General features: G+C 43.5%; 22 protein-coding genes and 1 pseudogene. 16 read left to right on the forward strand and 7 right to left on the reverse strand.

Translation table 11 applies throughout. From position 1 onward, the window contains the following. Positions 1-37: 37 nt before the first annotated feature. On the reverse strand, positions 38-253 hold the full coding sequence (locus tag BCOA_RS25215) for a DNA-binding protein (RefSeq protein WP_014096847.1): 216 nt from the start codon (positions 251-253) through the stop codon (positions 38-40). A 229-nt stretch (positions 254-482) separates the two neighbouring features. Here BCOA_RS25215 and BCOA_RS25220 point away from each other — a divergent pair, with 229 nt between their 5' ends. After that, entirely contained in the window at positions 483-1,382 is a 900-nt protein-coding gene (locus tag BCOA_RS25220) for an SDR family oxidoreductase (RefSeq protein WP_014096848.1), read from the forward strand. Positions 1,383-1,487: 105 nt separating this feature from the next. Here the strand turns inward: BCOA_RS25220 and BCOA_RS25225 are convergent, their stop codons facing one another. Further along, entirely contained in the window at positions 1,488-2,690 is a 1,203-nt protein-coding gene (locus BCOA_RS25225; RefSeq protein ID WP_014096849.1) for an AGE family epimerase/isomerase, read from the reverse strand. Between the two features lie 276 nt (positions 2,691-2,966). On the opposite strand from BCOA_RS25225, the gene BCOA_RS25230 reads away from it, so the two are divergent. The 5 genes from BCOA_RS25230 (at position 2,967) to BCOA_RS25255 (ending at position 7,577) form a co-directional block, all read left to right on the forward strand. After that, positions 2,967-4,028, forward strand: coding sequence for a YeeE/YedE family protein (locus BCOA_RS25230; RefSeq protein ID WP_014096850.1), 1,062 nt, complete (start codon positions 2,967-2,969; stop codon positions 4,026-4,028). 118 nt (positions 4,029-4,146) lie between these two features. Continuing rightward, positions 4,147-5,424 carry an IS110 family transposase gene (locus tag BCOA_RS25235; RefSeq protein ID WP_014096851.1) on the forward strand — a complete coding sequence of 426 codons (1,278 nt, stop codon included), beginning with the start codon at positions 4,147-4,149 and terminating at the stop codon, positions 5,422-5,424. A gap of 388 nt (positions 5,425-5,812) precedes the next feature. Next, on the forward strand, positions 5,813-6,037 hold the full coding sequence (locus BCOA_RS25240) for a sulfurtransferase TusA family protein (RefSeq protein ID WP_014096852.1): 225 nt from the start codon (positions 5,813-5,815) through the stop codon (positions 6,035-6,037). Between the two features lie 370 nt (positions 6,038-6,407). Beyond that, positions 6,408-7,352 carry an Rpn family recombination-promoting nuclease/putative transposase gene (locus tag BCOA_RS34645; RefSeq protein ID WP_014096853.1) on the forward strand — a complete coding sequence of 315 codons (945 nt, stop codon included), beginning with the start codon at positions 6,408-6,410 and terminating at the stop codon, positions 7,350-7,352. 33 nt (positions 7,353-7,385) lie between these two features. Then, a complete protein-coding gene (locus BCOA_RS25255) occupies positions 7,386-7,577 on the forward strand; it encodes a hypothetical protein (RefSeq protein ID WP_233896611.1) in 192 nt (63 codons plus the stop codon). Positions 7,578-8,300: 723 nt separating this feature from the next. Here the strand turns inward: BCOA_RS25255 and BCOA_RS25260 are convergent. Then, a pseudogene (locus BCOA_RS25260) lies at positions 8,301-8,922 on the reverse strand (LysE/ArgO family amino acid transporter). 165 nt (positions 8,923-9,087) lie between these two features. Here BCOA_RS25260 and BCOA_RS25265 point away from each other — a divergent pair. Then, positions 9,088-10,551, forward strand: a complete 1,464-nt coding sequence (locus tag BCOA_RS25265) for an aminotransferase-like domain-containing protein (protein ID WP_014096856.1) — start codon at positions 9,088-9,090, stop codon at positions 10,549-10,551. 532 nt (positions 10,552-11,083) lie between these two features. On the opposite strand, the gene BCOA_RS25270 is transcribed toward BCOA_RS25265, so the two are convergent. Next, positions 11,084-11,521 carry an Rrf2 family transcriptional regulator gene (locus BCOA_RS25270; RefSeq protein WP_014096857.1) on the reverse strand — a complete coding sequence of 146 codons (438 nt, stop codon included), beginning with the start codon at positions 11,519-11,521 and terminating at the stop codon, positions 11,084-11,086. Positions 11,522-11,668: 147 nt separating this feature from the next. Here BCOA_RS25270 and BCOA_RS25275 point away from each other — a divergent pair, with 147 nt between their 5' ends. Beyond that, positions 11,669-12,310, forward strand: coding sequence for an NAD(P)-dependent oxidoreductase (locus tag BCOA_RS25275; RefSeq protein WP_014096858.1), 642 nt, complete (start codon positions 11,669-11,671; stop codon positions 12,308-12,310). A gap of 171 nt (positions 12,311-12,481) precedes the next feature. On the opposite strand, the gene BCOA_RS25280 is transcribed toward BCOA_RS25275, so the two are convergent. Continuing rightward, the gene (locus BCOA_RS25280; RefSeq protein WP_014096859.1) at positions 12,482-12,985 is read right to left on the reverse strand and encodes a phenolic acid decarboxylase; all 504 of its coding nucleotides are present in this window, start codon (positions 12,983-12,985) and stop codon (positions 12,482-12,484) included. Between the two features lie 113 nt (positions 12,986-13,098). Here BCOA_RS25280 and BCOA_RS25285 point away from each other — a divergent pair, with 113 nt between their 5' ends. The 6 genes from BCOA_RS25285 (at position 13,099) to BCOA_RS25310 (ending at position 19,543) form a co-directional block, all read left to right on the forward strand. Next, a complete protein-coding gene (locus tag BCOA_RS25285) occupies positions 13,099-13,659 on the forward strand; it encodes a PadR family transcriptional regulator (protein ID WP_014096860.1) in 561 nt (186 codons plus the stop codon). Positions 13,660-13,954: 295 nt separating this feature from the next. After that, positions 13,955-14,320 carry a GntR family transcriptional regulator gene (locus BCOA_RS25290; protein ID WP_014096861.1) on the forward strand — a complete coding sequence of 122 codons (366 nt, stop codon included), beginning with the start codon at positions 13,955-13,957 and terminating at the stop codon, positions 14,318-14,320. Position 14,321: 1 nt separating this feature from the next. After that, positions 14,322-15,020 (forward strand): ABC transporter ATP-binding protein, encoded by a 699-nt coding sequence (locus BCOA_RS25295; protein ID WP_026104572.1) that lies wholly within the window; start codon positions 14,322-14,324, stop codon positions 15,018-15,020. A gap of 12 nt (positions 15,021-15,032) precedes the next feature. Next, positions 15,033-15,863 carry a membrane protein gene (locus BCOA_RS25300; RefSeq protein ID WP_014096863.1) on the forward strand — a complete coding sequence of 277 codons (831 nt, stop codon included), beginning with the start codon at positions 15,033-15,035 and terminating at the stop codon, positions 15,861-15,863. A gap of 1,164 nt (positions 15,864-17,027) precedes the next feature. Further along, on the forward strand, positions 17,028-17,669 hold the full coding sequence (locus BCOA_RS35555; RefSeq protein ID WP_014096864.1) for a hypothetical protein: 642 nt from the start codon (positions 17,028-17,030) through the stop codon (positions 17,667-17,669). Positions 17,670-17,854: 185 nt separating this feature from the next. Further along, complete coding sequence (locus tag BCOA_RS25310) at positions 17,855-19,543, forward strand: hypothetical protein (protein WP_014096866.1); 1,689 nt, start codon at positions 17,855-17,857, stop codon at positions 19,541-19,543. On the opposite strand, the gene BCOA_RS25315 is transcribed toward BCOA_RS25310, so the two are convergent. Together BCOA_RS25315 and BCOA_RS25320 are read right to left on the reverse strand one after the other, a co-directional pair. Continuing rightward, positions 19,477-19,926, reverse strand: a complete 450-nt coding sequence (locus BCOA_RS25315) for a hypothetical protein (RefSeq protein WP_014096867.1) — start codon at positions 19,924-19,926, stop codon at positions 19,477-19,479. The genes BCOA_RS25310 and BCOA_RS25315 overlap by 67 nt on opposite strands. A gap of 38 nt (positions 19,927-19,964) precedes the next feature. Continuing rightward, positions 19,965-21,446 (reverse strand): DASS family sodium-coupled anion symporter, encoded by a 1,482-nt coding sequence (locus BCOA_RS25320; RefSeq protein WP_014096868.1) that lies wholly within the window; start codon positions 21,444-21,446, stop codon positions 19,965-19,967. A gap of 573 nt (positions 21,447-22,019) precedes the next feature. Here BCOA_RS25320 and BCOA_RS25325 point away from each other — a divergent pair. Both BCOA_RS25325 and BCOA_RS25330 read left to right on the forward strand, forming a co-directional pair. Beyond that, positions 22,020-23,132 carry a cupin domain-containing protein gene (locus BCOA_RS25325; protein ID WP_014096869.1) on the forward strand — a complete coding sequence of 371 codons (1,113 nt, stop codon included), beginning with the start codon at positions 22,020-22,022 and terminating at the stop codon, positions 23,130-23,132. Positions 23,133-23,147: 15 nt separating this feature from the next. After that, positions 23,148-23,984: a fumarylacetoacetate hydrolase family protein gene (locus BCOA_RS25330; RefSeq protein ID WP_014096870.1), complete on the forward strand. Its 837-nt coding sequence runs from the start codon at positions 23,148-23,150 to the stop codon at positions 23,982-23,984. Positions 23,985-24,033: the final 49 nt, after the last annotated feature.

Here is a 24,033-nt window from a genome sequence, read left to right on the forward strand (position 1 = left end):
TTGGGTTTTTCCTTACTGCATTCTGCCAGGCATTACCCTATTCTTCCAGGATCAGATGAACGTTCAATTCCTCCATTTTTGTGATGATTTCTCTTTGTGTCAATTGTCCGGGGTTAAATTCAATTTTGATCTCTCCGTCATTTGTATCAGACAATACACGCTCAATCCCGTCCATCTTTTTCAATTCATGTTCGATCAACTGAATTTGGGATGGATCGGTTGCATTTTTGGCGTAAACGGTCATATTTTCCATAATATTCCTCCTTCAATAAGGTGCCATTATGATTGATTATACCCTTTAAAAGAATTTTTTAGCTGCCCATTAAGAAATATAACCGTGCTATATCCCCCACACGGCTATGTTTGTCCAGCTCCCGCATACCGGCGGATCGAGGCCATCCATTCTGCCGTTCCGAGCATAGAGCATTAACGTTATTTTTTCGCCTGAATACATTATGGAAAATGGATAAAGAGGTGTTATCATGGATTCAAAATCTTCTTATTATGGATCAGAAATCAAGTGTGAAGAAGTCTCGAACACATTTCCGCCCCAGCACCAGATGAGGCAGCCGGGATTTGAATATTTGATGATTCCCCGGCCTGTTTATGACAACCCCCATTATATTGGAACCGGGAAACTGAACAACAAGGTTGCGATCATTAGTGGGGGTGACAGCGGAATTGGCAGGGCTGTAGCAGTGGCTTTTGCAAAAGAAGGAGCAGATATCGTCATTGCTTATTTTGATGAACATGAAGACGCCATGGAAACGAAGCAGGCCATTGAGCATTTGGGACAGCGTTGCCTTTTGATTCCAGGAGATTTACGCAACAAAAATCACTGTCAGTATGTCATTGCCTGCACCCTTGAAACATTCGGAAAAATAGATGTTCTTGTCAATAACTTAGCGGTTCAATTTGTTCAAAACAGGTTTTTGGATATTAGCGACGAACAGTGGCATACGACGTTTGATACAAATTTGCATCCGTTTTTTTACATGACAAAGGCCGCACTTCCTTATATGGCTGAAGGAAGCAGCATTATCAACACTGCATCGATTAACGCCTATATCGGCCGGAAAGATTTGATTGATTATACAGCTACGAAAGGGGCAATCGTCAGCTTTACGCGTGCGCTTGCCAATAACATCGTTGACCAGGGGATCAGGGTGAATGCTGTAGCCCCGGGCCCAATCTGGACACCGCTTATTCCTGCATCCTTTTCTCCAGATATGGTAAAAACGTTTGGAAATAACGTACCAATGAAACGTGCAGGCCAGCCTTATGAACTGGCTCCTGTCTATGTGTTGCTTGCTTCAAACGACGGTTCTTATATCACAGGCCAGACTATTCATGTGAACGGGGGCGGTTTTGTCGCTTCATAACCGGGGTTTGTTTTTGTCCGTATCCTAAAAAACCTGCTGCCAAATGGGTTAACCTCCGTTTTGCTACGCTGTAGCTTTTTTACATGCAGAACCAGTGCCCAAACCCTATTCGGTAAGTCCGGATGGGGAAAAAGACGTAAGCGCGATGAGGCAATTCGTTACAGGATGGTAATCTGTTTTGGGCGGCGGGCTTTTTATATTGCTGTAACGGCGGTTGCACGGATTAAGCAGTTGATACCAGCCGCCTCTTTGTTGATCAACAAAATAGGTCCAGCAATAGGTAAACAGATCACGATACAGTTGCAAGGCATTGCGGTCAGATGCGGCCAGCAGGGATGATGCACCGATCGCTTCAGCCATGACCCAGTAATATTTATCACAATCGATCATACGCCCGCCTGGAGCCATGCTGAAAAAAATGCCTCCATTTTTCCGGTCCAAGCCTAAGTGAATAGCGGATTGGAATAAAGATTGTGCCAACGGTTTCCGCCAATTGCCGGGAGCAAGCCGATCTAATAACAGCAACAGCTTGCTCCATTCAATCGAATGGCCGAAAATAAAGCCATAAGGCCGAAGCTCACTTTTCGTAATGCCGTAATTGTACGTCCAATCGATTGTCCAATCTTCATGATAGTGCTCCCAAATCAGTCCTCCTGATTGGGGAAGTAGACGAAACATGACCGACTCGGCAATGCGTTCTGCTCTTTCAAGATATCGCTTGTTGCCGGTTGCTTCATATGCTGTCATCATCGCTTCGCACAGATGCATATTGGCATTCTGTCCGCGGTAAGGGGATACTTCTGACCAGTCGGCTGAGATTTCATCAACATACAGCCCCTCATTTTCCCTCCAAAAATGGCGTTCCAATACTTCAAATGTCTCCGCAATCATCGGAAAAGCAGATGATATGCCTGCTTTCGCTGCCATCGCTGCGGCTAACAAAACAAAGGCATGGCCATATGCTCTTTTCACTGAATGGGATACAGACTGGCCCTTTAATTCCCAATAATACCCGCCGTGTTTGTGGTCGCGCTGGTGACGTTGCAAGAACGAAATGCCGTGTTCCGCCAGTTCCCGGTACGCTTGGCCGGGCTCCAGCAACGCCGCCACACTGAAAATAAACACAAACCTTGCCTGGCCTACAAGTTGTCTCGTTTCATAATCGCATACTGTGCCGTCATCAAGAAAGCAGTTGATATATCCGCCGGACACTTTGTCTATACAGCGCGGTGCATAAAAGTTTATCGTATCCAGAATATGCTGTTTCAGAAAACGGGTGGATGTAAAATCCGGCAATTTTTGCTCCATCTTCGCATCACTCCTTATAAAAAGTACTTTATGATCCGCTTCCGGCAAATATGAGAGCAGCAAACGGCAATAAGCAGGGGCTTTGCTGCTGGTCCAATACCGGAACCCGCAAAATATGGAGGCGTACTTTGAGGGGGCTTTTTGTAAAACCCGTAAAAGCAAACCTGGGCTGGGAAAATTTGTGCTGCCCTTTTTTGATGTATAACACTTGAAAATGGGGCGGAATATTACTATAATTAATCCCATAAATTTAGTGAGGATTAAAGGGGGAGTTTTATGCTTTTAACAGGGTTAATTTGCGGGGCATTGCTCGGCTTTGTGATGCAAAGGGGCAGGTTTTGCCTGACGGGCGGCTTCCGTGATATGTATATTGCAAAAGACAATCGCATGTTTTACGCGCTGTTAATTGCGATCGCCGTTCAAAGCATCGGAGTTTACGCACTTATTCAGCTTGGCATGATCAAATATGCTGCAGGCACATTCCCGTGGGTTGCTGCTATCATTGGTTCATATATTTTCGGGATAGGGATTGTCATGGCCGGCGGCTGCGCAACCGGGACATGGTACCGTGCCGGCGAAGGGCTTTTGGGCAGCTGGATCGCGCTCTTTGGCTACATGGTCATGAGTGCCGTGATGAAATCCGGCGTGCTTTTACCGGTAACCACTTCCCTTCAGTCCGTACAGCTTCCGAAAAACGCGATTGCAGATACACTGGGGATTAACATTTGGATCATTATCGCAGTCTTTTCCCTGATTGTACTGACCATTTTAATCAGGGAAATGCGGAAGCCGAAAGTGGCGGTTCCGGCGATGAAGGCAAAACGCAAAGGGCTTGCGCATCTTTTGTTTGAAAAACGCTGGCACCCGTTTTTTACAGCAGTACTTATCGGACTTATTGCGATTTTAGCGTGGCCTTTAAGCGAAGCAACCGGAAGAATGGATGGCCTCGGGATTACAACGCCGACTGCCAATCTTCTGCAGTTCCTTGTAACGGGTAACCAAACGTTTGTAAACTGGGGCGTTTTTCTCGTGCTCGGCATTTTTCTCGGTTCTTTTATCGCCGCAAAAGCGAGCCGCGAATTTCGTTTTAGAATGCCGGACGCAAAAACGGGTATCCGCAGTTTCCTTGGCGGTATTTTGATGGGATTCGGCGCCAGTGTCGCAGGTGGCTGTTCGATCGGCAACGGCCTCGTGAAAACGGCAATGATGACATGGCAGGGCTGGTTTGCACTGCTGTTTATGATATTTGGCGCATGGACGGCTTCCTATTTCATGTTTGTCCGCCCGCAAACCAAGCGCCAAAAAACTGCGGCGAAAACGGCCGTCACCACTGCATAAGGAGCATTCCTGTTAGAAGGACTTTCGGGGACTTGAACAAAAAGAGCCCTCCTGGTATGATGCGGGGTGTCATCTCTTAACGAATGACCCCTAATTTGTAACCAAGGAGGACTCCATAATGGATTTTAAACAAAATCAGAAAATTAATCAAGTCACTGAACAAACACTTGTAGTGGGAATTGATATTGCCAAGCGTACGCACTACGCTTGCATTGTAGATGACCGTGGGCGAGTGCTTCAAAAATCATTTTCTGTGCCCCAAGCAGGAAATGGATTTGAACTGTTCTATCAGCGCGTTTTAGCCGCAATGAAAGAACACGAGAAATCGGAAGTCATTGTGGGAATTGAACCCACAGGGCATTACTGGCTCAATTTGGCCTACTTTCTTGAGGAAAGGGGTATCCCCTTGGTCATGGTAAACCCTATGCATGTAAAGCGATCAAAGGAGTTGGACGACAATTTGCCAACCAAGCATGACCGCAAAGATGCATTGGTTATTGCCCGTTTAGTTAAGGATGGACGTTTCAGTTACCCACGTATCTTAAAAGGCATGGAAGCCGAACTTCGCGTTGGGTCGACGTTCAGGAGTAAATTGACAGAGGAATTAGGGGCTGTCAAAAACATGATTATTCGTTGGTTAGATCGCTATTTCCCAGAGTTTGTACAGGTGTTTCCGTCTTTTGGGAAGATGGCTTTAGCTGCACTTGAATGTACACCATTTCCAAGTGATCTTTACCAGAAACAGCCCGATGAAGTTCTATCCCTTTTTCGTAAGGTTGAGGGGCTAAAATCCCCTCAAAGACCAAAAGCAGTCCGTCTTATTGAAGTCGCGGCTGGCTCTATCGGAGTAACAGAAGGACTTGAGATGGCCCGTATTGAAATTGCCACACTTGTCCGCCGTTACCATCAGCTAGAACAAGATATTGAAAGTATTACAGGGCAGTTAATTGAGCTTGTAAAAACATCTGTAGAGTATGAATGGCTATCAACGGTACCAGGACTTGGAGATACAACGATTGTCGACTTATTAGCTGAAATCGGAAGCTTTTCACATTATCAAGATCCACGCCAATTAATTAAACTCGCGGGATTAACGTTACGTGAAAACTCCTCCGGTCTGCACAAAGGGCAAAAACGCATCTCCAAAAGAGGCAGAAGAAAACTGCGTGCCCTCCTTTTCCGGGTAATGATGCCGATGATTCGCCATAATGAGGCCTTTAGAAAGCTGCATGAATACTACACGAACCGTCAGGTTAATCCGTTACGCAAGAAGCAATCCATTGTGGTTCTATGCGGTAAGCTATTAAAAGTGTTACACGGAATTAGCACGAAGCACAAACCGTTCGACGCACAGCGAATGATGAGGGATATTCCTGGTCTCGCAGAGGCTGAATAAGGCCTCACATCCTTAGTAAGACCTAGACAACAGGATGACACGGAGAAGCTGGCACTATTTTTTCCATTCGACCTCGAGTCCCTAAAGGAGCTTCGCTAGCCTCTGCCTTATGACTAGACCGAACGAAGGAATGTAGGCACACAGATGCCCAGAGACATGGGAGGGTACGTCATCATAAGTTACGCAGAGATCCATTGTGCATCGTATAATTTCCTATCACTACTTCCCATTATTATCCAGTAGTGACCGCGTAGCGTACCCGTATGTTGGAATAGTTTCACATAATATAAAAATTTTGTTAGGAAGCGTGTCAAAAAATATTTTTTTGACACCCCACCAACGGCTTAAACCGTTGATACATCAACATTTTTAGAGGGAGGAATGGAAGATGGAAAAAGTATTGGAAGTCATGGGCCAGGTTTGCCCATTCCCGTTAATCGAAGCAAAGAAAGCCATTGAAGAAATTCAGCCGGGAGATGACCTTGTCATCCACTTTGACTGCACACAAGCAACGGAAAGCATCCCGCGCTGGGCAGCTGAAGCAGGCCACACTGTCACAAACTTTGAACAACTTGATGAAGCAGCATGGACGATCACAGTCCGGAAAAAATAAATCTTGATTTTTAACGCAGGCTGTCCCACAAGGCAGCCTGTTTTTCGGTGCGCCGTGCATGGCTGCTTGGCGCTCGCCGATGAAATTTGAGCAAGGAGAAATCTTGGCTATCGATGCTCGACAGGCTTGTAGTGGGTCTCAAGAAGGCTGGTTTATAAAATCTGCGGCGTTTTCCATGGGTAACGTCTATTTTCACGGAAATCAGCGGAGACCTCTGAAATATAGTCGCGTTTTCACACCCATCTACGTTTTGGGTCAAAAGACGAAAAATTTTGAAATCATCATTTTTGTCGAATTGGTGTTCCCTTCATTTCAAAAATGTTGTATAATAAAAACGGAATAGTTTTAATACTTGAAAAGGGGGAATGGGATGGATAATCGGACAGGGCGCAATGAATATGACCGTCATTGGAAGCGGGTTATTCATTCGCTGTTTGAAGATTTTGTTGCGTTTTTTTCACCAGGCTTGTATGAGATGATCGATTGGGACAAGCCACCTGACGACCTGGATAAGGAATTCCAAAGGCTGAATCCGGACGGCAAAAGCCGAGACCGGGAAGCAGACGGGCTTTTTAAAGTGTATTTGAAAGATGGTAGCGAACAGTGGATACTTGTCCATATCGAAGTGCAGGGGTGGAAAGATACTGATTTTGCAGAAAGAATGTTTCAATACTTCTACCGGATTTTTGATGCGTATGATAAAAAGATATTCGCGCTTGTGATTTACACCGAAGATTACTCCGAAACGTATACCCCACCCCGTTATGAATACAACTTTTTCGGGACAAAATTGAGTTATGAATACAATGTGTATAAAATAGCGGAACAAGATGAAAATGAATTGTTGCAATCGACTAATCCATTTGCTTTTGTAATCCTTGCGGCAAAAAAAGCCCTGTATGGAAAAACAGCTGCACAGCCAACCAAATTAGAATTGAAAAAGCAGTTGCTCCGGGTTTTAGCTGTTATGAAAGATCGCTTGCAGCTCGATAAAAAGGATTTACTGACACTTTTCATTTTCATGGACCACATGATAAAACTCGAAAGTCAATACCAACAGGAGTTTAACCAGGAAATCAAAAATTGGGAGGGCGGCACGATGATAACGTATGAAGATGAACTAAAACAAGAAGCAAGAAAAGAAGGAAGAGAAGAAGGGAGAGAAGAAGGTAAACGAGAAGGAAGACAAGAAGAAAAAATTGAAATTACCCGAAACCTTATTAAACTTGGGATACCACTCGATTTTATCAAAAAAGCAACAGGCCTTTCCGAAAAAAAGGTCCTTGAAATAAAGGAGAAGCTGGAAAAGGAATAAGGGCTGATGGCTTTGAAATGGGAGGGCGGCACGATGATAACGTATGAGGATGAACTAAAGCAAGAAGCAAGAAAAGAAGGAAGAGAAGAAGGGAGACAAGAAGAAAAAATTGAAATTACCCGAAACCTTATTAAACTAGGGTCATCCCTCGATTTTATCAAAAAAGCAACAGGCCTTTCCGAAAAAAAGATCCTTGAAATAAAGGAGGGGCTGGAAAAAGAATAAGGCAAATGGTATTGAAATGGGAGGGCGGCACGATGAAACGTATGCGGATGAACTAAGATAAGAAGGGATAAAAAAAGAATTGCAAAAGCTAGCGAAATAGGAATACCAATACTGATTCAACAACTAAAGATCAAACGTTCTTCAACTGATCAAGCTTTAACAGATGACACCTTTACATTAGGATGACACGACTTCAGACCAAACAGTTACTAACGAAACCAACACTGACAATGTTCATTCAGAAGTTGCTCCAACTGCTGTTAGCGTAGTCCAACATGATTCATATGGAAATCCTATTTCGCCAACATCAACATTAGCAACAACAATTAATTTTCTTAATAAAGGTTACACAACAAATGTATGTATTGCAACGGGAGGACTTTGGAAGTGGAGCAAAGAATCCATTGTTAACAATGTCTTTTACTCCACCATTATAATCAGAGGCCGTCTTTTTGCCAATGTTGATCACGAGACGGCCTCTGACTTTTCAAGTTCTGGTTGGTCATAAAACCAATATGTGGATACTGCTACCCTCATCCGCAAAATAAATATTTGTTCAAAAGCCGTATGCTTATTAGGACACATAAGGTTTGAGGGTAACCTCCATTTTAATGCTCTTTTGTAAAATGAACTAAACATTGCTACTTTGTTGCCAGCTGTAAAAAATCATCATGCAAATGGATGGTCTTGTCAATGTAAAAACTTCAGTTCATTTTATATTCTTTATTTAAATAGCGAGATGATCAGCTCTTTCCCAATGAAGATAGCAACTAGCCAAATTATAAGCGCAGACAATTTGTTCAACCGAATCATCCATTTACCGGTTGTGTCTACCCTACCTAACCCTCTACCTGTTACAGCTAAACTAAAAAACCATATCCATGATACACCTATACAGGCTAATGTAAAAACAAGTTTATCTATACCGGTAGCTTATTGAATTAGAACCGATCACCCCAATTGTGTCCAATATGGCATGAGGATTTAATAAGGAAACAGAAATTGCAAAAGTCATTTGTTTTTTTGCTGACATCTTACTTTCTACTTGTTCGTCCTTTGAAGGAGCAGATTTCCAAATCGACCATCCCATGTAAATTAAAAATAAAAACCCAATCCCATAAACAATGGTTTGAAGCCATGAAAATGATAAAACAATAACTGAAACACCTAGAATGGCCAAAGTAATTAAGATTGTGTCACAAACTGCTGCTGTGATTACTACTGGTAGAGCTTTTATAAGATTTGATTGCAAAGCACCTTGGTTAAAGACAAAAACATTTTGTGGACCTAAAGGTAAAATGAGACCAAAGGCTAAAACAAATCCATGTAAAAATGCTTCTAACATCTTCTCCCTCCTTTCGAAAAGAACACTCAAAGGGTAACTCCTTATGATTGATTAACCTATGACTATTTTAGAGGAGAATCCCCCATATGTATCCATCCAAATTTGATGGATATTAAACCAACCAAATTTTATAATGAAAATATAAAATGGATGGGAGAAAAAGACATGCAACATTTAGAGTGGAAACCGAATAGGTCGTCTTCAGTCGCTTTATATAAGCAGATTGAAAAGTACATAAAAGATAAGATTATAAAAGGAGAATGGACTGTTGGTACAAAAATACCTTCACAGAGGGTACTAGCCGAGACATTTGGGGTGAATCGTAGTACCGTCGTAACAGCATTGGATGAATTAACTGCCCTTGGTTTAATCGAAGGAAAAACCGGGGGTGGGACAAAAGTGATAAATAATACATGGAATCTGTTAGTATCCAACCATCCTCCCGACTGGAACTCGTATGTGAAGGCAGGGAGTTATCAACCCAATTTACCTACAATACAAGATATTAACGAAGCAGAATTCAGACCTAATATCATTCGTTTAGGAACCGGAGAACTTTCACCGGAACTATTACCGTATAAAAAAATGCAAGATGTATTCCAGAGACTTCCTAATAGAATGGCCTCATTAGGATACGAAGAGCCAAAAGGCGACTTGTTTTTAAGACAGCAACTAACGGAACACTTAAAAAAGATAGGGATTAATGCTTCTCCCGCATCGATATTAATTGTCTCAGGAGCGCTTCAAGCATTACAACTGATTTCCATTGGTCTATTAAATAGGGGGTCAAATATTTTACTTGAAAAACCCTCTTACCTGTATTCTGTTCAAGTATTTCAATCTGCTGGTATGAGATTATATGGAGTGCCAATGGATGAGACTGGTCTTCAAACGTCATTAATCAAAAAGTATAAAAAACAATATAATGCTTCCTTGTTATACACGATCCCCTCCTTCCATAATCCAGCAGGGGTACTGTTGACGGAAGAAAAACGAAAGCAACTGATGGCGATATGTGAACAGGAGAGTCTTCCTATTATCGAGGATGATGTTTATCGTGATTTATGGATCGATTCTCCACCCCCAAATCCTTTAAAGAAAGAGGATAAGAATGGAATGGTTTTGTACCTAGGAAGTATGTCAAAAACAATAAGTCCAGGGTTAAGAATTGGGTGGATTGTGGGGCCGGAAGCTGTAATCGAACGACTTGCGGATATAAAAATGCAAACAGATTATGGTTCAAGTTCATTATCTCAATGGGCAGCTGCCGAATGGTTTTCTAGTGGCTTATATGATGAACATATGTGTTATATTAGGGAACAGTTAAAAATTCGTCGTAACGCAACGGTTCGGTCACTTGAGAAACACTTTACCGATATCGCTACGTGGAATTTTCCAAAGGGGGGGTTCTGTGTCTGGGTCCATCTCACTCCATCTTTATCGATTCGCGAACTTTTTGAGAAAACATTAAAAGAAGGGATATTACTTAATCCGGGAAATCTGTATGATCGCGATGCAATACAGTACTTGCGAATTTCCTATGCTTATGCACCTTTATCCGACATTGAAGACGCCATTGCCCGACTAGCCATTATAGTCAAACAAATAGCAAAAGAAACAAAACAATAGTAAGAAAGACGGAAAGTTCTCGCTTTCACGAGCTGCCGATAGTGGTAACCGTTCCTTGTAACGGGCGACCAAACGTTTGAAGAACTGGGTGTTTTCTCGTGCTATATAAAATGAACAAAATATTGCGGCTCTGTTGTCTGCTGTAAAAATTAACCATTATGCAAATGGCACCCGGGCTCGATGTAGAAACTTAAGTTCATTTTATATAGCTAAGATTTTTTTCTTCACTCTATCTGTCGGGTGGTAGAGTTAAACTCCATATTTTGGTTACCCCATGCCGAGTACGTGTAAAATTTTACTCGAGGGGGCAGATAAATGAAAAAAAGGGAAGACACTCTATCAACTAAATGTACACTGCGAAATGAATATCTAGAGAGGTCTTCCCATGGATATTATATCAATAATTGTTGGATTATTAAAGGATACAATGAATCTTAGTACTGCATTGACAATATCCTATCTGCGCCGGATAATGAAACTATATTATTATTATGAATTTTGTGTAAAGACATTCGATTTGGAATGTCTTTTTTTAGCATATGGTGTTTTCTTTTTTGGCAATGTCTTTTACCACGTCTTCCAATGTCACCTGCTCCAAAACTTTCTCCATTGCCATCTGGGATGCTTCAAATATCGGTTCAATGGTGTTCTGAATATTTCTTCCTACAGGGCATTTCGGGTTCGGGTTCCGGTGAATGCTGAATAACGCTTTGTCCTGGACGACATTCACGGCCTTATAAACATCAAGGAGTGTAATATCGGACAGCGCTTTGGCCAGCCTTGCCCCTGCTTTCCCCGGATGGACTTCTATTAAGCCGGATCTTTTCAACATTCCCATGATTTTCCGGATGACAACAGGATTTGTGTTCACACTCTCCGCTAAAAACTCGGAAGAACTCACGCCATCTTTATTCATTTCAATCAACGCCAATATATGGATTCCAACAGCAAAACGACTGCTGATCGACATTTCCAGTCACCATCCTCATGTAATTCATATAATTACAAGTATAGTATAACTCCTAAAGGAAATAAATATCATTGACATGCCTGCCATCTTGTAATTATAATAATTACATGTAATAAAGTTGATTACATATTACAGGAGGAATGCCATATGAAAATTGGAATCATTGGCGCCAGCGGGAAAGCCGGCAGCCTTATTCTCAAAGAAGCGGTTGACAGGGGCCACGAAGTGACGGCAATTGTACGGAATGCAGCGAAAATTCAAGACAAACGGGTTGATGTGGTAGAAAAAAATATTTTCGATATCAAATCCGGAGATCTTCAAAAATATGATGTGGTCGTCAATGCATTTGGTGCTGCTCCAGGAAAGGAACACCAGCATGTGGAAGCCGGCCGGGTTTTAATTGAAGCTTTAAAAGGGGCGCCCGGCACACGCCTCGTCGTTGTAGGGGGTGCCGGCAGCCTGTTTGCGGATGAATCAAAAACCGTTCGCGTCATGGACACACCCGATTTTCCCGCTGCATTCCTGCCAACTGCGAAAAGCCAGGCACAAAATTTAGAAGACCTGCAGCATTCCACCGGTATCCAATGGACTTTTGTAAGCCCGGCCGCGTTCTTTGATCCGGCAGGCAAACGAACCGGATCCTACAAAAAAGGCGGGGATGTGCTGACGTTAAACTCAAAAGGGGAAAGCTACATCAGCTATGCAGATTTTGCGGTTGCAATCCTGGATGAAATTGAAAATCCGCACCATAAAAATGAACGATTTTCTGTTGTCGGCGAAGCAGAATAACAACTGGTTGTATAAAGAGGCTATCACATTTGCGTGATTCTGACCTTCTACAGCCAATATGTTAGAAGAAAATCAAGTGAAGGCACTGAAAAAGTGATCGTTTACTTTTATTTGCAAAAAAACGGTGAGACACGATGTCTCGCCGTTTTTTTGTTTTTGTGGGCTTTTCGCTTATGAAAATTTTAGTTTTCCTGAGCGGATGTCATCGGCCATCGTTGCATAAGGCGCTTCTGAAATCACTTTTTCGTTGTTGATGCCTTCATTCTTAATATAGGTGATATCCGCAAATTCCGGAACCACATATTTCGGGTAAGTTTCATATTTTTCACGGGATTCTTCCATTAAATCAATATGGTCATTTTGATAGCAGACTGTGATTTCTGGGTGTTCATGTACCCATTTCGGGAAAAAGATTACACCGTGCATCCGTTTATCATCCGGCATGAAGTTCAGGGAAACGTCAGTGCCTGTCGGTTCTGTCCAGGAAACTTTAAAAACGCCATCCGTGATCTTCACGATATCTGCTTTTTGGTCACGGACCCAGCGGCCGCCAACCATTCCGCTGTGAATACGATAATCAACGGTATCTTGATTTTTTACATAAAATTCATATTCCCAGCCATTTTCATAAGTATAGATCATGTGGGTGCCTAAAAATTCTTCTAATGTTTTCATCATAAACCTCCTGTATTTAACGAATCATTCAATATTAAACATGTCAATGTTTACATGTTTTATTTTATACCTATGCTATAATATTGTCAATAAAACGTGACGGAGGTTAGCCGATGGCAAAAAGAGTCCTTAAACACGCGATCTTGGGCTTGTTGAGAAAACAAGATATGAGCGGTTATGACATTACGGCCGAGTTTACAAAGGAAATTTCCCAATTTTGGAGTGCCAAACACAGCCAGATTTATACCGAATTAAAAAAACTGCTGGATGAAAAACTGATCGAACAATATATTGAAATATCGGGCGTCAAACTGGAAAGAAAGATGTACAAGCTGACAGAAGAAGGAAAAAAGGAACTGGCACAGTGGCTGATGCACCCGGAACAAATTCCCGAGACGGAGAAAGATACATTTGCTTTAAAAGTTTATTTTATCCAATACATTCCCGAAGAAAAAATTCTTCCGCTTTTCCAGGACCAATTGGATCAGCGGGAGCAAAAATTATCGGAGCTGAAATCCCGTTACCAGCTTATTTTTGCGCAAAGAGAAGAGAAAATGGGACTTGCAGCAGATGAGTTAGGGCATTATCTTGTCCTGACAAAAGCGATCTCCCGGGAAGAAAGCTATGTAGACTGGCTGAAAAAAAGCATCCGGTTTATCAGGCAAAAAAGGTGAACGTTCCTTACCATTAGACGCCATGCGGGAGTGAACGCGGCACCGGCAGAAGAAGAAATTCAGCTAAGCGTATATTTTCGGGATAGGATCATTGAATCGTTGCCCGGCTTAAGCAAAAAGGCATTTTGGTTTTCAAATAAGGCCCTGATTTCGTGAAAAATCTTTTCCGATTTCAGGGCCTTTTCGTTTGGCCATGCCGGGCCAGCCCCGGAAAGGGAATATGGCGTTGACAGTACCGGAATATTAGTGTACTATTTATATAGTACACTAATACACCATAACTGGAGGTGAAAAGGTGGAATTTAGCAGTTCTTTGCCCATTTATATTCAAATCATGAATTTAATTAAGACTAAGGTGGTTTCCGGTGAAATCGACAGAGGGGAAAAACTGCCATCGGTCAGGGAATTATCAAAGGAATTAAAAGTCAATCCGAATACAATCCAAAGAGTCTATCAGGAACTGGAGCGGGAAGAGCTGGTGAAAACGCAAAGAGGAATGGGAACTTTTGTAACAGAGGACAGCCTTATCATCAGCCATTTAAAACAAAGCATGGCTGCAGCGGTCATAGACCGTTTTTTCAGGGAAATGGAAAATTTGGGTTTCCAGCCTGATGAAATTAAAAAAATGATATCGGAAAGGTTTATGGAAGGGAATGAATAAAATGAAGAATATCGTAGAAATAAACGGGCTGGCAAAGCATTATTTCCGTAAAAAAGCCCTGGATCAGTTGAATTTAACGATAGAGGAAGGAAAAGTCGTTGGAATATTAGGCCCGAATGGAAGCGGAAAAACAACGCTGATTAAAATTTTAACCGGCCTTTTACGGCAAACAGGCGGAGAAGTGCGGATTGGCGGATACAAAGTGGGCGTGGCAACAAAATCCATTGTTTCTTATTTGCCTGACCGCAATTTTCTGTATAAATGGATGCGGATCAAGGATGCTTTGAAATTATATCAGGATTTTTATGAGGATTTCGATGAAAAGAAGTTCGAAGCATTACTTGATTTTATGAAGTTGGAAAAAGACATGAAAATTGATACGTTGTCAAAAGGCATGCATGAAAAACTGAACCTCTCGCTTGTCCTGGCAAGAGATGCAAAATTATATATTCTGGATGAGCCAATCGCCGGCGTCGACCCGGTTGCAAGAGACCAAATATTGGATGCGATTATCGGCAACTTCCGCGAAAACAGTTCGATGATCATTACGACGCATTTAGTCAGGGATATGGAAAGCATATTGGACGAAGTGGTCTTCTTAAAAGACGGCCGGATTGTTCTGGCGGGAAATGCAGAGCAATTGCGGGAAGAAAAGGGCAAGCAAATCGACACAATTTATAAAGAAGTTTTCGGGGCATAGGAGGGAAACCGGATGTTGAAATATGTAAAGTATGAAATAAGAGGAACGTACAAGTTTATTTTGGGCATAATGGCTTTGGTGTTCATCCTTTTAACCGCCATGTACGCCTATTCTAATAAGGAAGGCTCGCTGTTCCATTCAGTGCAAATCTTTATGCCGATTGGCGTTATGCTATTATTTGGTGCGGCTCTCATTGCATTCCTCTACATCGTCGGCTCGTTTCGAAAAGAATTGTATGAAGACAGTGGCTACCTTACCTTTACATTGCCGTTGACAGGAAATCAAATTCTTGGATCTAAACTCATCGCTGCTTTGTTTTGGTTTATGGTGTTAGGCATTGGCGTTGTGCTATTCAACTTCTTAATGGTGATGATTTTCAGCCCATTCCATATTGATCACATATCAAAACTTTTCTCTGCGATCTCAAAAGTTCTATCCATAAAAGCGTGCATTTACATGACATTATCTATGGTTTTTAGCGTTGTCAGTGTGTTATTGCTGATCTATTTTTCAATGGCACTCAGCAAAGTAACGTTCCGCCATAAAAAGATTGGCTGTTTGTGGTTCGTCTTGTTTATCATTTTAAGCGGCGTATTCGGCTATATTGACACCGAAATCAGCCAGTGGATACCGTATTATTTAAATCTGAGCACCTTTCATGTGGTAACTCCCGCTTCCTACGATGATCTTCTTCAGATGCATTATCATATCGGTGGGTTGTACTTGAATGCAGTTTCAAGGTATGTCGCCACAAATATCGCATCCTCTGTTTATCATTTGGCGTTAATGATCGCTTTATTTTTAGGAACGGGGTATTTGATTGAGAAGAAAATAGATTTGTAATCGCGCAGTAAAAAGGGATGAGAAAGCCGTGTTTAGCGGGAGTTGATCGATTACTGCTGCTAACATGTCAGGCTTCCATTAAAAAATCCGATTTGAAGGAGGGGCGGTGCCGCGAGCAGGCATCGCTTTCCTTTTTGTCTTTGATGGGAAATCAACGCCTGCTTTATAAATAGGGCTTGCTGAACGAATCCGAGTCTGCTCTATGTTAAGGAAGCTTGGAAAAACGAAGGTCTTTCTTCATATAGAGGCCGTCTATGTAAAGGAAGCAAGCAAAAACAAAGGTCTTTCTTCACCTAGAGCCCGTCTACGTAAAGGGAGCTTGAGAAAAAGACGAACTTCCTTCACGTAGAGTCCGCCTACATTAAGGAAGCGCACAAAATGACGGTCTTTCTTCACCTAGAGTGCGTCTATGTTAAGGAAGCGCGGAAGAAAGACGGTCTTCCTTCACGTAGAGCCTGTCTACGTTAAGGAAGCAAGAAAAAATGAAGGCCTTCCTTCACCTAGAGCGCCTCTACGTTAAGGAAGCGCGGAAAAATGAAGGTCTTCCTTCACATAGAGGCCGTCTATGTTAAGGAAGCACGGAAAAATGAAGGTCTTCCTTCACATAGAACGTGTCTAAGTTAAGGAAGCACGGAAAATTGAGGGTCTTCCTTCACATAGAGTGCGTCTATGTTAAGGAAGCGCGGAAAAACGTAGGTCTTCCTTCACGTAGGGTGCGTCTATGTTGAGGAAGCAAGAAAAAAACGAAGGCTTTCTTAACATAGAGTGCTTCTACGTCAAGGAAGCGTGGAAAAACGAAGGTCTTTCTTCACATAGAACGTGTCTAAGTTAAGGAAGCGCGGAAAATTGAGGGTCTTCCTTCACATAGAGTGCGTCTACGTTAAGGAAGCAAGCAAAAACAAAGGTCTTCCATTACGTAGAGCCTTTCTATGTTAAGAAAGCGCAGAAAAATGGAGGCCTTCCTTCACATAGAGCGCGTCTATGTGAAGGAATAATGAACAAAATATTGCCGTTCTGTTGCCTGCCGCAAAAGTAGTTCTCATGCAAATGGATGCTCGGGCTTGATGTAAAAACTTAAGTTCAATTTATATAACGGGGGCCGGGTTTGAAGCAAAGCCACGAAGGGGAAAATAATGGAAAGTACCCTAAATGCGGAGGCTTACGATGAATCTATTTAAAAAAGTACGCCCGGAAGGTTGGCTCATTTTGCTTGGTGCAATTTTGATGCTTGTCGCTACGATTTTGCATCCGCCACTTGTCGACCCTTATGACCTTCAAAAAGATTATCACGCGTTCAAGCATGCACAGTTTTGGATAGGCGACCATATCCTCATGCTTATTGCGATCAGCTTGTGGCTGGCCGGGCTTGCTGCAAGTAAAACATACATGGCAAGGAACAATAAAACTGCCGATTTCGGCGCAGGGATGATATTTGTGGCACTGGCGATCTGGATATTGATCCTTGCCTCGGAATTAACCATTCTCCCGATTCTCGGAAATAAAGGCACAGATGTCAAAGTGTGGGAAGCGGTTTTTTCTTTCGGGCTGTTGTCCGGCTATTTCGCTTTTGCCTGCAGCTGGATCGGCATTTTCTGCTATGGCATGGCGATGAAACAGTCCGGCGGCACCTTTCCGAAATGGTTTTCTGCCTCTGCCCGATGGTCCAGTCTGCTCGCCTTTTTCGGCATCATCATCACGTGTCTGCATTTTGACTTCGGCTATTTCGTGATTCCGGTTACGGTAGGACCGGTCTTTTTATGGACGATCTGGCTGGCTGTTTTACTGCTGTCAGGCCGCATGGATTGAGTGTCGGTTTTTTGCCTGTACTGCACGAGATCCATTTTGCGATCAGAAGCGGAAAACAGAGGGACTTAAAACTGGAGATTTACAACATCCGTCTCGAAATTCCTCCCCCGCATGCCATCCATCTTCTATTTTAATGAAACTTCTTTTCTGGTTTTTCGTATAGATGATCAGAAAGGGTGGTTGATGTGGGGTTACTCATCATTTTTACGGCCATTTTTGCGATGGTTGCCGCGGTGCTGGTATTTCCTTTTTCAGATAAAAAATTGAAACATGCCGGCGAGCCGCAAAGTGGAGAAAAATTGAAGACATTTTTATCTTTATTTCTGTTGCTGTGGGTGCTTTCTGCTGTTTTTTTCTACGTGACGAAAAGGGATTTGAATCCATCCGTTTTCTGGCCGGCACTGTTTTTTGCTTCTCTTGCCGGTGCTTTTCTCGCCAGTGGAAAAGAACAGTTCGCAAAGGGGCTCGTTTTGCTCGTTTCCTTGGGCATCGCCGGGTATATGCTGACAGCGCCGCTTTGGAATGCCGGGGAAAAATATCACACAGCGAAAATGGCGCAAAAAACGGAAATTGAGCCGTTTGATGAGCGGGAAACACCGGCGAGCGTGCCGCCGAAGTTTGCGCGCAATAAAATGAAGAAGTCATTCGGCCAGGTTCCGAATGCAAGTTATTACCAGTTGGGAAATCTGCAAATCCAGAAAGTGAACGGCAAATACGTTTATATTGCGCCGGTGGAATTTTCCGGATTTTTTAAATGGCTAAAAGGCAGGGAAACACCCGGATATTTTGTGATGAGCGCAACAGATGCGGATGACAATCCAAAATTTGTAAAGCAAAATATGCGCTATACGCCTTCTTCTTTCTTACAGAAGAACCTGTCCCGCCACATTCGCCTCCATTATCCGAAAAAGATTTTTTACGGCGAGCCGCAAGTGGAAGTGGATGATCACGGCAAATCGTATTATATCCGGACTTACGGCCATTTTATATCGGCAAGGAACGGATTTAAGGCGGAAGGCATTGTACTTGTGGATCCGGAATCAGGGGCCATGAAGTCCTATTCTTTAAAACAGGCGCCTGCTTTTATTGACGGTGCTGTTTCTCCGGAAGCCGTCAGCCTGCAAAACAGTTATTTCGGCAAATTTGTCCACGGTTACTGGAACACTCTGTTCGGCAAGCGGGATGTGAAACTCCCAACGGATGAAGGAACAGAAGCAAATGTCAGCCCGATTTTTGATGATAAAGGGACGATGTATTATTTTACCGATTTTACCAGCCCGAAAAAAGATGTGGACTCGATGCTTGGCTATTCGCTTACAAACGCGCGGACCGGGAAGGCTACATATTATACAGGTAATTTGCAGGAATCGTATATGGATTCGCAAGGCAATTTGCAAATTGTCGAGAAAAAATTTATCGAGAAGAAATGGAAAGGCTCGATGCCGATTTTGTACAATTTTTACGGAGAAGCCAGCTGGCTGACGCCTGTGCTTGACTCCAACGGTTTTCTGCAGACGTATTTTATCGTTTCCGCGGCCAATCCGGAAATCTCGGTGAATGCTTCGACACCCGATGCTGCGCTTAAGTTGTATAAAATTGCCCTCCGGCGCGGCGGCAGCAGTGTTGACGGCTCATCGGGTTCGGAAACGAAAACCGTCTCCGGCAAGGTGCTCCGTGTATATAAAGAAAAAACGGGCGATTATACCAGTGTCTCCTTCCTGCTTGCTAGCGGCCAAAACTTTACCGTCAGCTCGGATACCGTCCCAATGGCCATTTATTTGAAAGAAGGAGATCAGGTGAAAGTGACTTACCTCAGTACCGGCGAAACCTTTTTACCAGTGAAGGCAATGGAGATAAAGGGGATTGGGAAGTAAAAGCAGAACAGGGGCCAGAAAACCCCTGTTTTTTTAGGCAAAAAATGAGCTGTGCGGCCGTTCATGGTCCGGATGCAGGCCCACACATGTACCAAATACTGGTTTTTGCTGACATGGTACGGCAGCCGGTTTTTGTGCGTTTTTTGCACGAGATCATGGTAAAGTGCAAATAACGCCGGGCCAGATGCAGGGTGCTTTCGGGCTTTCCGGTAATAACGCTGTTGCTCAAGCCGGTCTGTTTTTTCATCATAATAATGCGTGCCATCCGCCTGCATCTTTCCTTTATTCTCTGACAAAATCCTTTTGAACCGGGCAGTACCGTATTCATACCATGCTTGGTTATTCCTGATTTTTTCCAAAATGAGATCCCGGTTGCTGTCCATTTCACCATCCCCATTCGTCTACATATTAAAGAGCTTGCTTATAGCAATCCGACCCATTTCCAGTATGTCATGCTGAACAATAAGATTAATAGATAACCGATAATGGTCAATGGCAGGCCTGATTTCAGAAAATCTTTTGCCGTAAAAGCGCCTGTCCCGTATGCGAGCATTCCTTGCGGTGAGTTGACCGGAAGCAGGAAGCCGATGCTGATGACAAATTGCTGGATCAGGACGAAACCGATTTGGTTGTCACCCAGATGGATCGTGGAAGTGAGGGCAATAAAGATCGGAATCAGCGCTGAAGACAGGCTGGTCGCACTTGCAAAGCCGAGATGGATCAGGATATTGAACAAAGATACAAGGGCAATCGTAGCAATGAGCGGCATCGTTTCCAGACCGAGCGAGCCGAATATCTTGTTAGACAGCCATTGTGCCCCATGGGTGTCCAGCAAAACCGTACCGAGCGAAATGCCGACTGCAAACACAATCACGGTTCCCCACGGAATAAGATGTTCAACTGATTTCCAATCAAAAACCCCGATCTTTGGTGCCAGTAAAATCCCAATCGCGATAATTGTGACAGTGGTCGTATCAAACGGATGAAGTTTTCCTTCCGTCGTCCAGAAAAGCAATAAAAGCAAGGAAATCACGATTAAACGGATCTCAGAAGCTTTTAAATGGCCAAGTTCTTTTAATTGATTTTCGATTAAATCTTTTCCTGCCTCAAGGGCTTTTGTTTCCGGCTTAATTAAGTGGGTCATCACGAAAAACAAAAGGATGGACATGATGAATGCCCACGGAGCCGCATATAAAAACCAGGAACTCCATGTAATGTCCGTTTCAAATTCTTTCTGAATAAACCCGAGTGCAACCATATTCTGGGCGGCCGCCGTTTTGATGCCGATGTTCCAAATGGAAACTGCCTGAACGGAAGTAATCACCAGCAATGCGCCGAGTTTGCTGTTATTCGGCAGCCCGAATGCGGCTACCATTCCGAGTAAAATCGGGACCACGGCACCGGCGCGGGCAGTGGCGCTTGGAACAAAAAATGCCAATACGATGGAAACAAGGATAGCGCCAAAGACGAGGTTACTCGTTTTCGTGCCGACGCGGGACAAGATCCAGAGGGCAAGCCGTTTATGAAGATTGGTCACCTGCATGGCAGCAGCCAGAAATAAGGCTGCGGCTACAAGAGCAACGGCAGAGCTGCTGAATCCACTGAGGGCCATGGCCAGGGCATTGCCTGTTCCCGTCATTTGTGAAGGATCCTGGATACTTGGCGCAAGTCCGATTAAGAGGGCAATTAAACCAACAATCATGGCGGCACTAACCTGGTAGGAAACAGCCTCTGTCACCCATAATATCAGGGCAAAGGCGAGGATGGCGAGTGCACGTTGGCCGGCTATCGGCAGGCCTTTCATGTGGGGGAGAAGCGTAATCGCAATCAGAGCGGCAAAAGCAGCAGCGATCCAAACCCATTGCCATTTCATCTTCTTCGTTTGCTGGTTGGCAGCATTCATTTTGACCCCTCCCTTTTGAATTCTTCCAAATATTTATCCTACTTTAATTGTAGCAAAGCGATATAGGAGAAAATGTTAAAGATTGGTGTAATTTTGTAAGTGATTCCGATATTTTGTTGGGACTCGGTTCAGCTGGATGCATAAAATATGAAATTTTCTAAACTCTCAGGTGTATATAAGAGAAGTCTGGGGGGAAGGGAGCGTACTCTCATCAACTGGAACCCCTTTTTATTTGACATGATTGCTTAAGGCGGCTGCAGGCGTGAAAGATGTGTCTAATGAAATGGATATGCTGGAAAGTTGCGGAGAAGATTATCCAGCCGTTCCATGCGTTTTAGAAAGAACGGATGCTGCGTTCCGTAGATTTTACTTATTTTCGGGCCGGCTATCCATGCCAAAAATTCTGCATTTGATATTGTGAAAAAGCCCTGTCTGCCTGCATACATGATGCCAGCAGGCTTTTTACTTAAAAATTTTTAGAAAAATAAAATAAAATAGTTGACAGGATTTATATCATCAAATAAGATCTGTATAGATAATTAAATTAACTATATAGAAAAAGGAGTGGGGCGGATGGTTGAAAGTAAGGTGCATGGAAAAGCAAATCAGTTTTATGAAGGATTAAAAAAACACAATCTTGGCCCTTTATGGTTTGATCTGGGACATATGGTCACAAAGGAACCGGTACATGAGGTTGAATCTTATTTATGGAAATGGCAGACGATAAAAGATTATGTGCTTCAGTCCGGTGAATTGGTGGAACCGGGAAAAGATGCGGAACGCCGTGTTGTTTATCTGCAGAATCCAAGTTTGCTGAAACGCGGGCTGGTTGGTTATGGCACGCATACATTGTATGCCGGGATCCAGCTGCTTCTGCCGGGCGAGTATGCCCCGTCCCATCACCATTCCCAGTCAGCTATCCGTTTTATTCTCGAAGGAACTGGTGCCTATACGGCAGTGAACGGCGAGAAAGCTTACATGGAGCGTGGCGACATGGTATTGACACCGGCTTGGACATGGCATGAACACAGGCATGAGGGGACTGGGCCGGTGATCTGGATGGATGGATTGGATGTAGGCCTTGTCCGTACGCTGGCTGCCTCTTTCTTTGAACCGTACGAAGAAGAATCATATCCGCTGGCAGATTCAGAGAGTGATTCCAATGGCCAATTTGCAAGGAACGCGTTTAAAAAACTGCATGAGAAACCAGCACCGGATTATCCATCCCCTGTTTTTGCCTATAAGTTTAACCAGGTAAGTGCATTGTTGGATTGTATGACGGAAAAAGACTGGGATCCTTTTGACGGCTATGCCATTGAATACATCAATCCGAAAACGGGTGGTTCGGCGGATGCGCGCATCGGAACCATGATGCAAAAACTCAGCCCCGGCCGGCAGACGAAAGCGCACCGCCATGTCCACAGTGCAATTTATCATGTGTTAGAAGGAAAAGGTTATACGGTGATAGACGGCCAGAAATTTGAGTGGGAAAAAGGAGACTTTTTCATTCTGCCACCATGGAGTGTTCATGAGCATGTGAATACCGGAAATGCAGATGTCCTTCTCTTTTCATTTAATGACAAACCGATTATGGAAAAACTGGAGCTGGAATATAGTGAGGCATACGAAGAGCATGGCGGGCACCAGGAAATTGAAAGGGAATTCGTACCGGACGGACTTGCCTGAGAGGAGCGGAAATTTGTGAAAATCGCAATTTTTAACGAAGACTTGCTTGGCGCGGTAACAGGGGATCGCATTACAGATATTTCAAAAGTGACGAATTGGGATCGCAATGACCCGCATGCTTCCTTCCTCAAACTCATGGCACATTATGATGAATGGAAGGAAAATATTGAACAGGAAATTGCTTCGGGTGTTTCTTATCCCTTAAATGGGGTTACACTCAAATGCCCTGTGCCGGGAGCAGGGAAGATATGGGCAGCGCCGGTAAATTATCTTAAACACCAGGAAGAAATGAACCACCAATTTAACAATGCGCCGAGAACAATTGAAGAGCTGTCCTTGTTCTTAAAATCTCCGCAATCGCTGTCAGGACCGACGGACCCGATAATTCTCCCATTCCCGGAAAGGCGGACGGACCACGAAGCGGAGCTTGGATACATTGTCGGCAAAAAAGCAAAAAATGTAAAAGCAAGGGAAGCAAAGGATTATATTTTCGGATATTTTGCTTTGCTGGATATTTCCATCCGCGGAAATGAAGAGCGGACATGGAGAAAATCGTTTGATACATTTACCCCGATTGGCCCTTGGATTGTGACGGAGGATGAAATTAAAAATCCCAATGATCTGGCAATTTCACTTTGGGTAAATGATGAACTGCGCCAGAGCGGCAGCACGAAATATTTAATCTATGACTGCTATAAATGTTTTGAACTGGCTTGCGACCATATGACCCTTCATCCGGGCGATATTATTGCAACCGGCACGCCGGAGGGAGTCGGCCCGATCCGGGAAGGGGACCGCGTTAAAATCAGCATTGAGCAGATTGGGGAATTTACTGTGGATGTAACAATTTAATTTAAAATAAAGGGCCGCCAAAACATCACAGTTGACGGTCCTTTTTCTG

It is taken from the genome of Heyndrickxia coagulans 36D1, from assembly GCF_000169195.2.
Taxonomy (GTDB): domain Bacteria; phylum Bacillota; class Bacilli; order Bacillales; family Bacillaceae_C; genus Weizmannia; species Weizmannia faecalis.

Excerpts from the sequence above, each read along its gene's own strand:
- BCOA_RS25240 (WP_014096852.1), top strand. The coding sequence starts at position 5,813 with ATGGAAAAAGTATTGGAAGTCATGGGCCAGGTTTGCCCATTCCCGTTA.
- BCOA_RS25320 (WP_014096868.1), bottom strand. The coding sequence starts at position 21,446 with ATGAATGCTGCCAACCAGCAAACGAAGAAGATGAAATGGCAATGGGTT.
- BCOA_RS25265 (WP_014096856.1), top strand. The coding sequence starts at position 9,088 with ATGCAACATTTAGAGTGGAAACCGAATAGGTCGTCTTCAGTCGCTTTA.
- BCOA_RS25230 (WP_014096850.1), top strand. The coding sequence starts at position 2,967 with ATGCTTTTAACAGGGTTAATTTGCGGGGCATTGCTCGGCTTTGTGATG.
- BCOA_RS25215 (WP_014096847.1), bottom strand. The coding sequence starts at position 253 with ATGGAAAATATGACCGTTTACGCCAAAAATGCAACCGATCCATCCCAA.
- BCOA_RS25285 (WP_014096860.1), top strand. The coding sequence starts at position 13,099 with ATGGCAAAAAGAGTCCTTAAACACGCGATCTTGGGCTTGTTGAGAAAA.
- BCOA_RS25275 (WP_014096858.1), top strand. The coding sequence starts at position 11,669 with ATGAAAATTGGAATCATTGGCGCCAGCGGGAAAGCCGGCAGCCTTATT.
- BCOA_RS25315 (WP_014096867.1), bottom strand. The coding sequence starts at position 19,926 with ATGGACAGCAACCGGGATCTCATTTTGGAAAAAATCAGGAATAACCAA.
- BCOA_RS25270 (WP_014096857.1), bottom strand. The coding sequence starts at position 11,521 with ATGTCGATCAGCAGTCGTTTTGCTGTTGGAATCCATATATTGGCGTTG.
- BCOA_RS34645 (WP_014096853.1), top strand. The coding sequence starts at position 6,408 with ATGGATAATCGGACAGGGCGCAATGAATATGACCGTCATTGGAAGCGG.
- BCOA_RS25300 (WP_014096863.1), top strand. The coding sequence starts at position 15,033 with ATGTTGAAATATGTAAAGTATGAAATAAGAGGAACGTACAAGTTTATT.
- BCOA_RS25325 (WP_014096869.1), top strand. The coding sequence starts at position 22,020 with ATGGTTGAAAGTAAGGTGCATGGAAAAGCAAATCAGTTTTATGAAGGA.
- BCOA_RS25235 (WP_014096851.1), top strand. The coding sequence starts at position 4,147 with ATGGATTTTAAACAAAATCAGAAAATTAATCAAGTCACTGAACAAACA.
- BCOA_RS25295 (WP_026104572.1), top strand. The coding sequence starts at position 14,322 with ATGAAGAATATCGTAGAAATAAACGGGCTGGCAAAGCATTATTTCCGT.
- BCOA_RS25280 (WP_014096859.1), bottom strand. The coding sequence starts at position 12,985 with ATGAAAACATTAGAAGAATTTTTAGGCACCCACATGATCTATACTTAT.
- BCOA_RS35555 (WP_014096864.1), top strand. The coding sequence starts at position 17,028 with ATGAATCTATTTAAAAAAGTACGCCCGGAAGGTTGGCTCATTTTGCTT.
- BCOA_RS25220 (WP_014096848.1), top strand. The coding sequence starts at position 483 with ATGGATTCAAAATCTTCTTATTATGGATCAGAAATCAAGTGTGAAGAA.
- BCOA_RS25255 (WP_233896611.1), top strand. The coding sequence starts at position 7,386 with ATGATAACGTATGAGGATGAACTAAAGCAAGAAGCAAGAAAAGAAGGA.
- BCOA_RS25225 (WP_014096849.1), bottom strand. The coding sequence starts at position 2,690 with ATGGAGCAAAAATTGCCGGATTTTACATCCACCCGTTTTCTGAAACAG.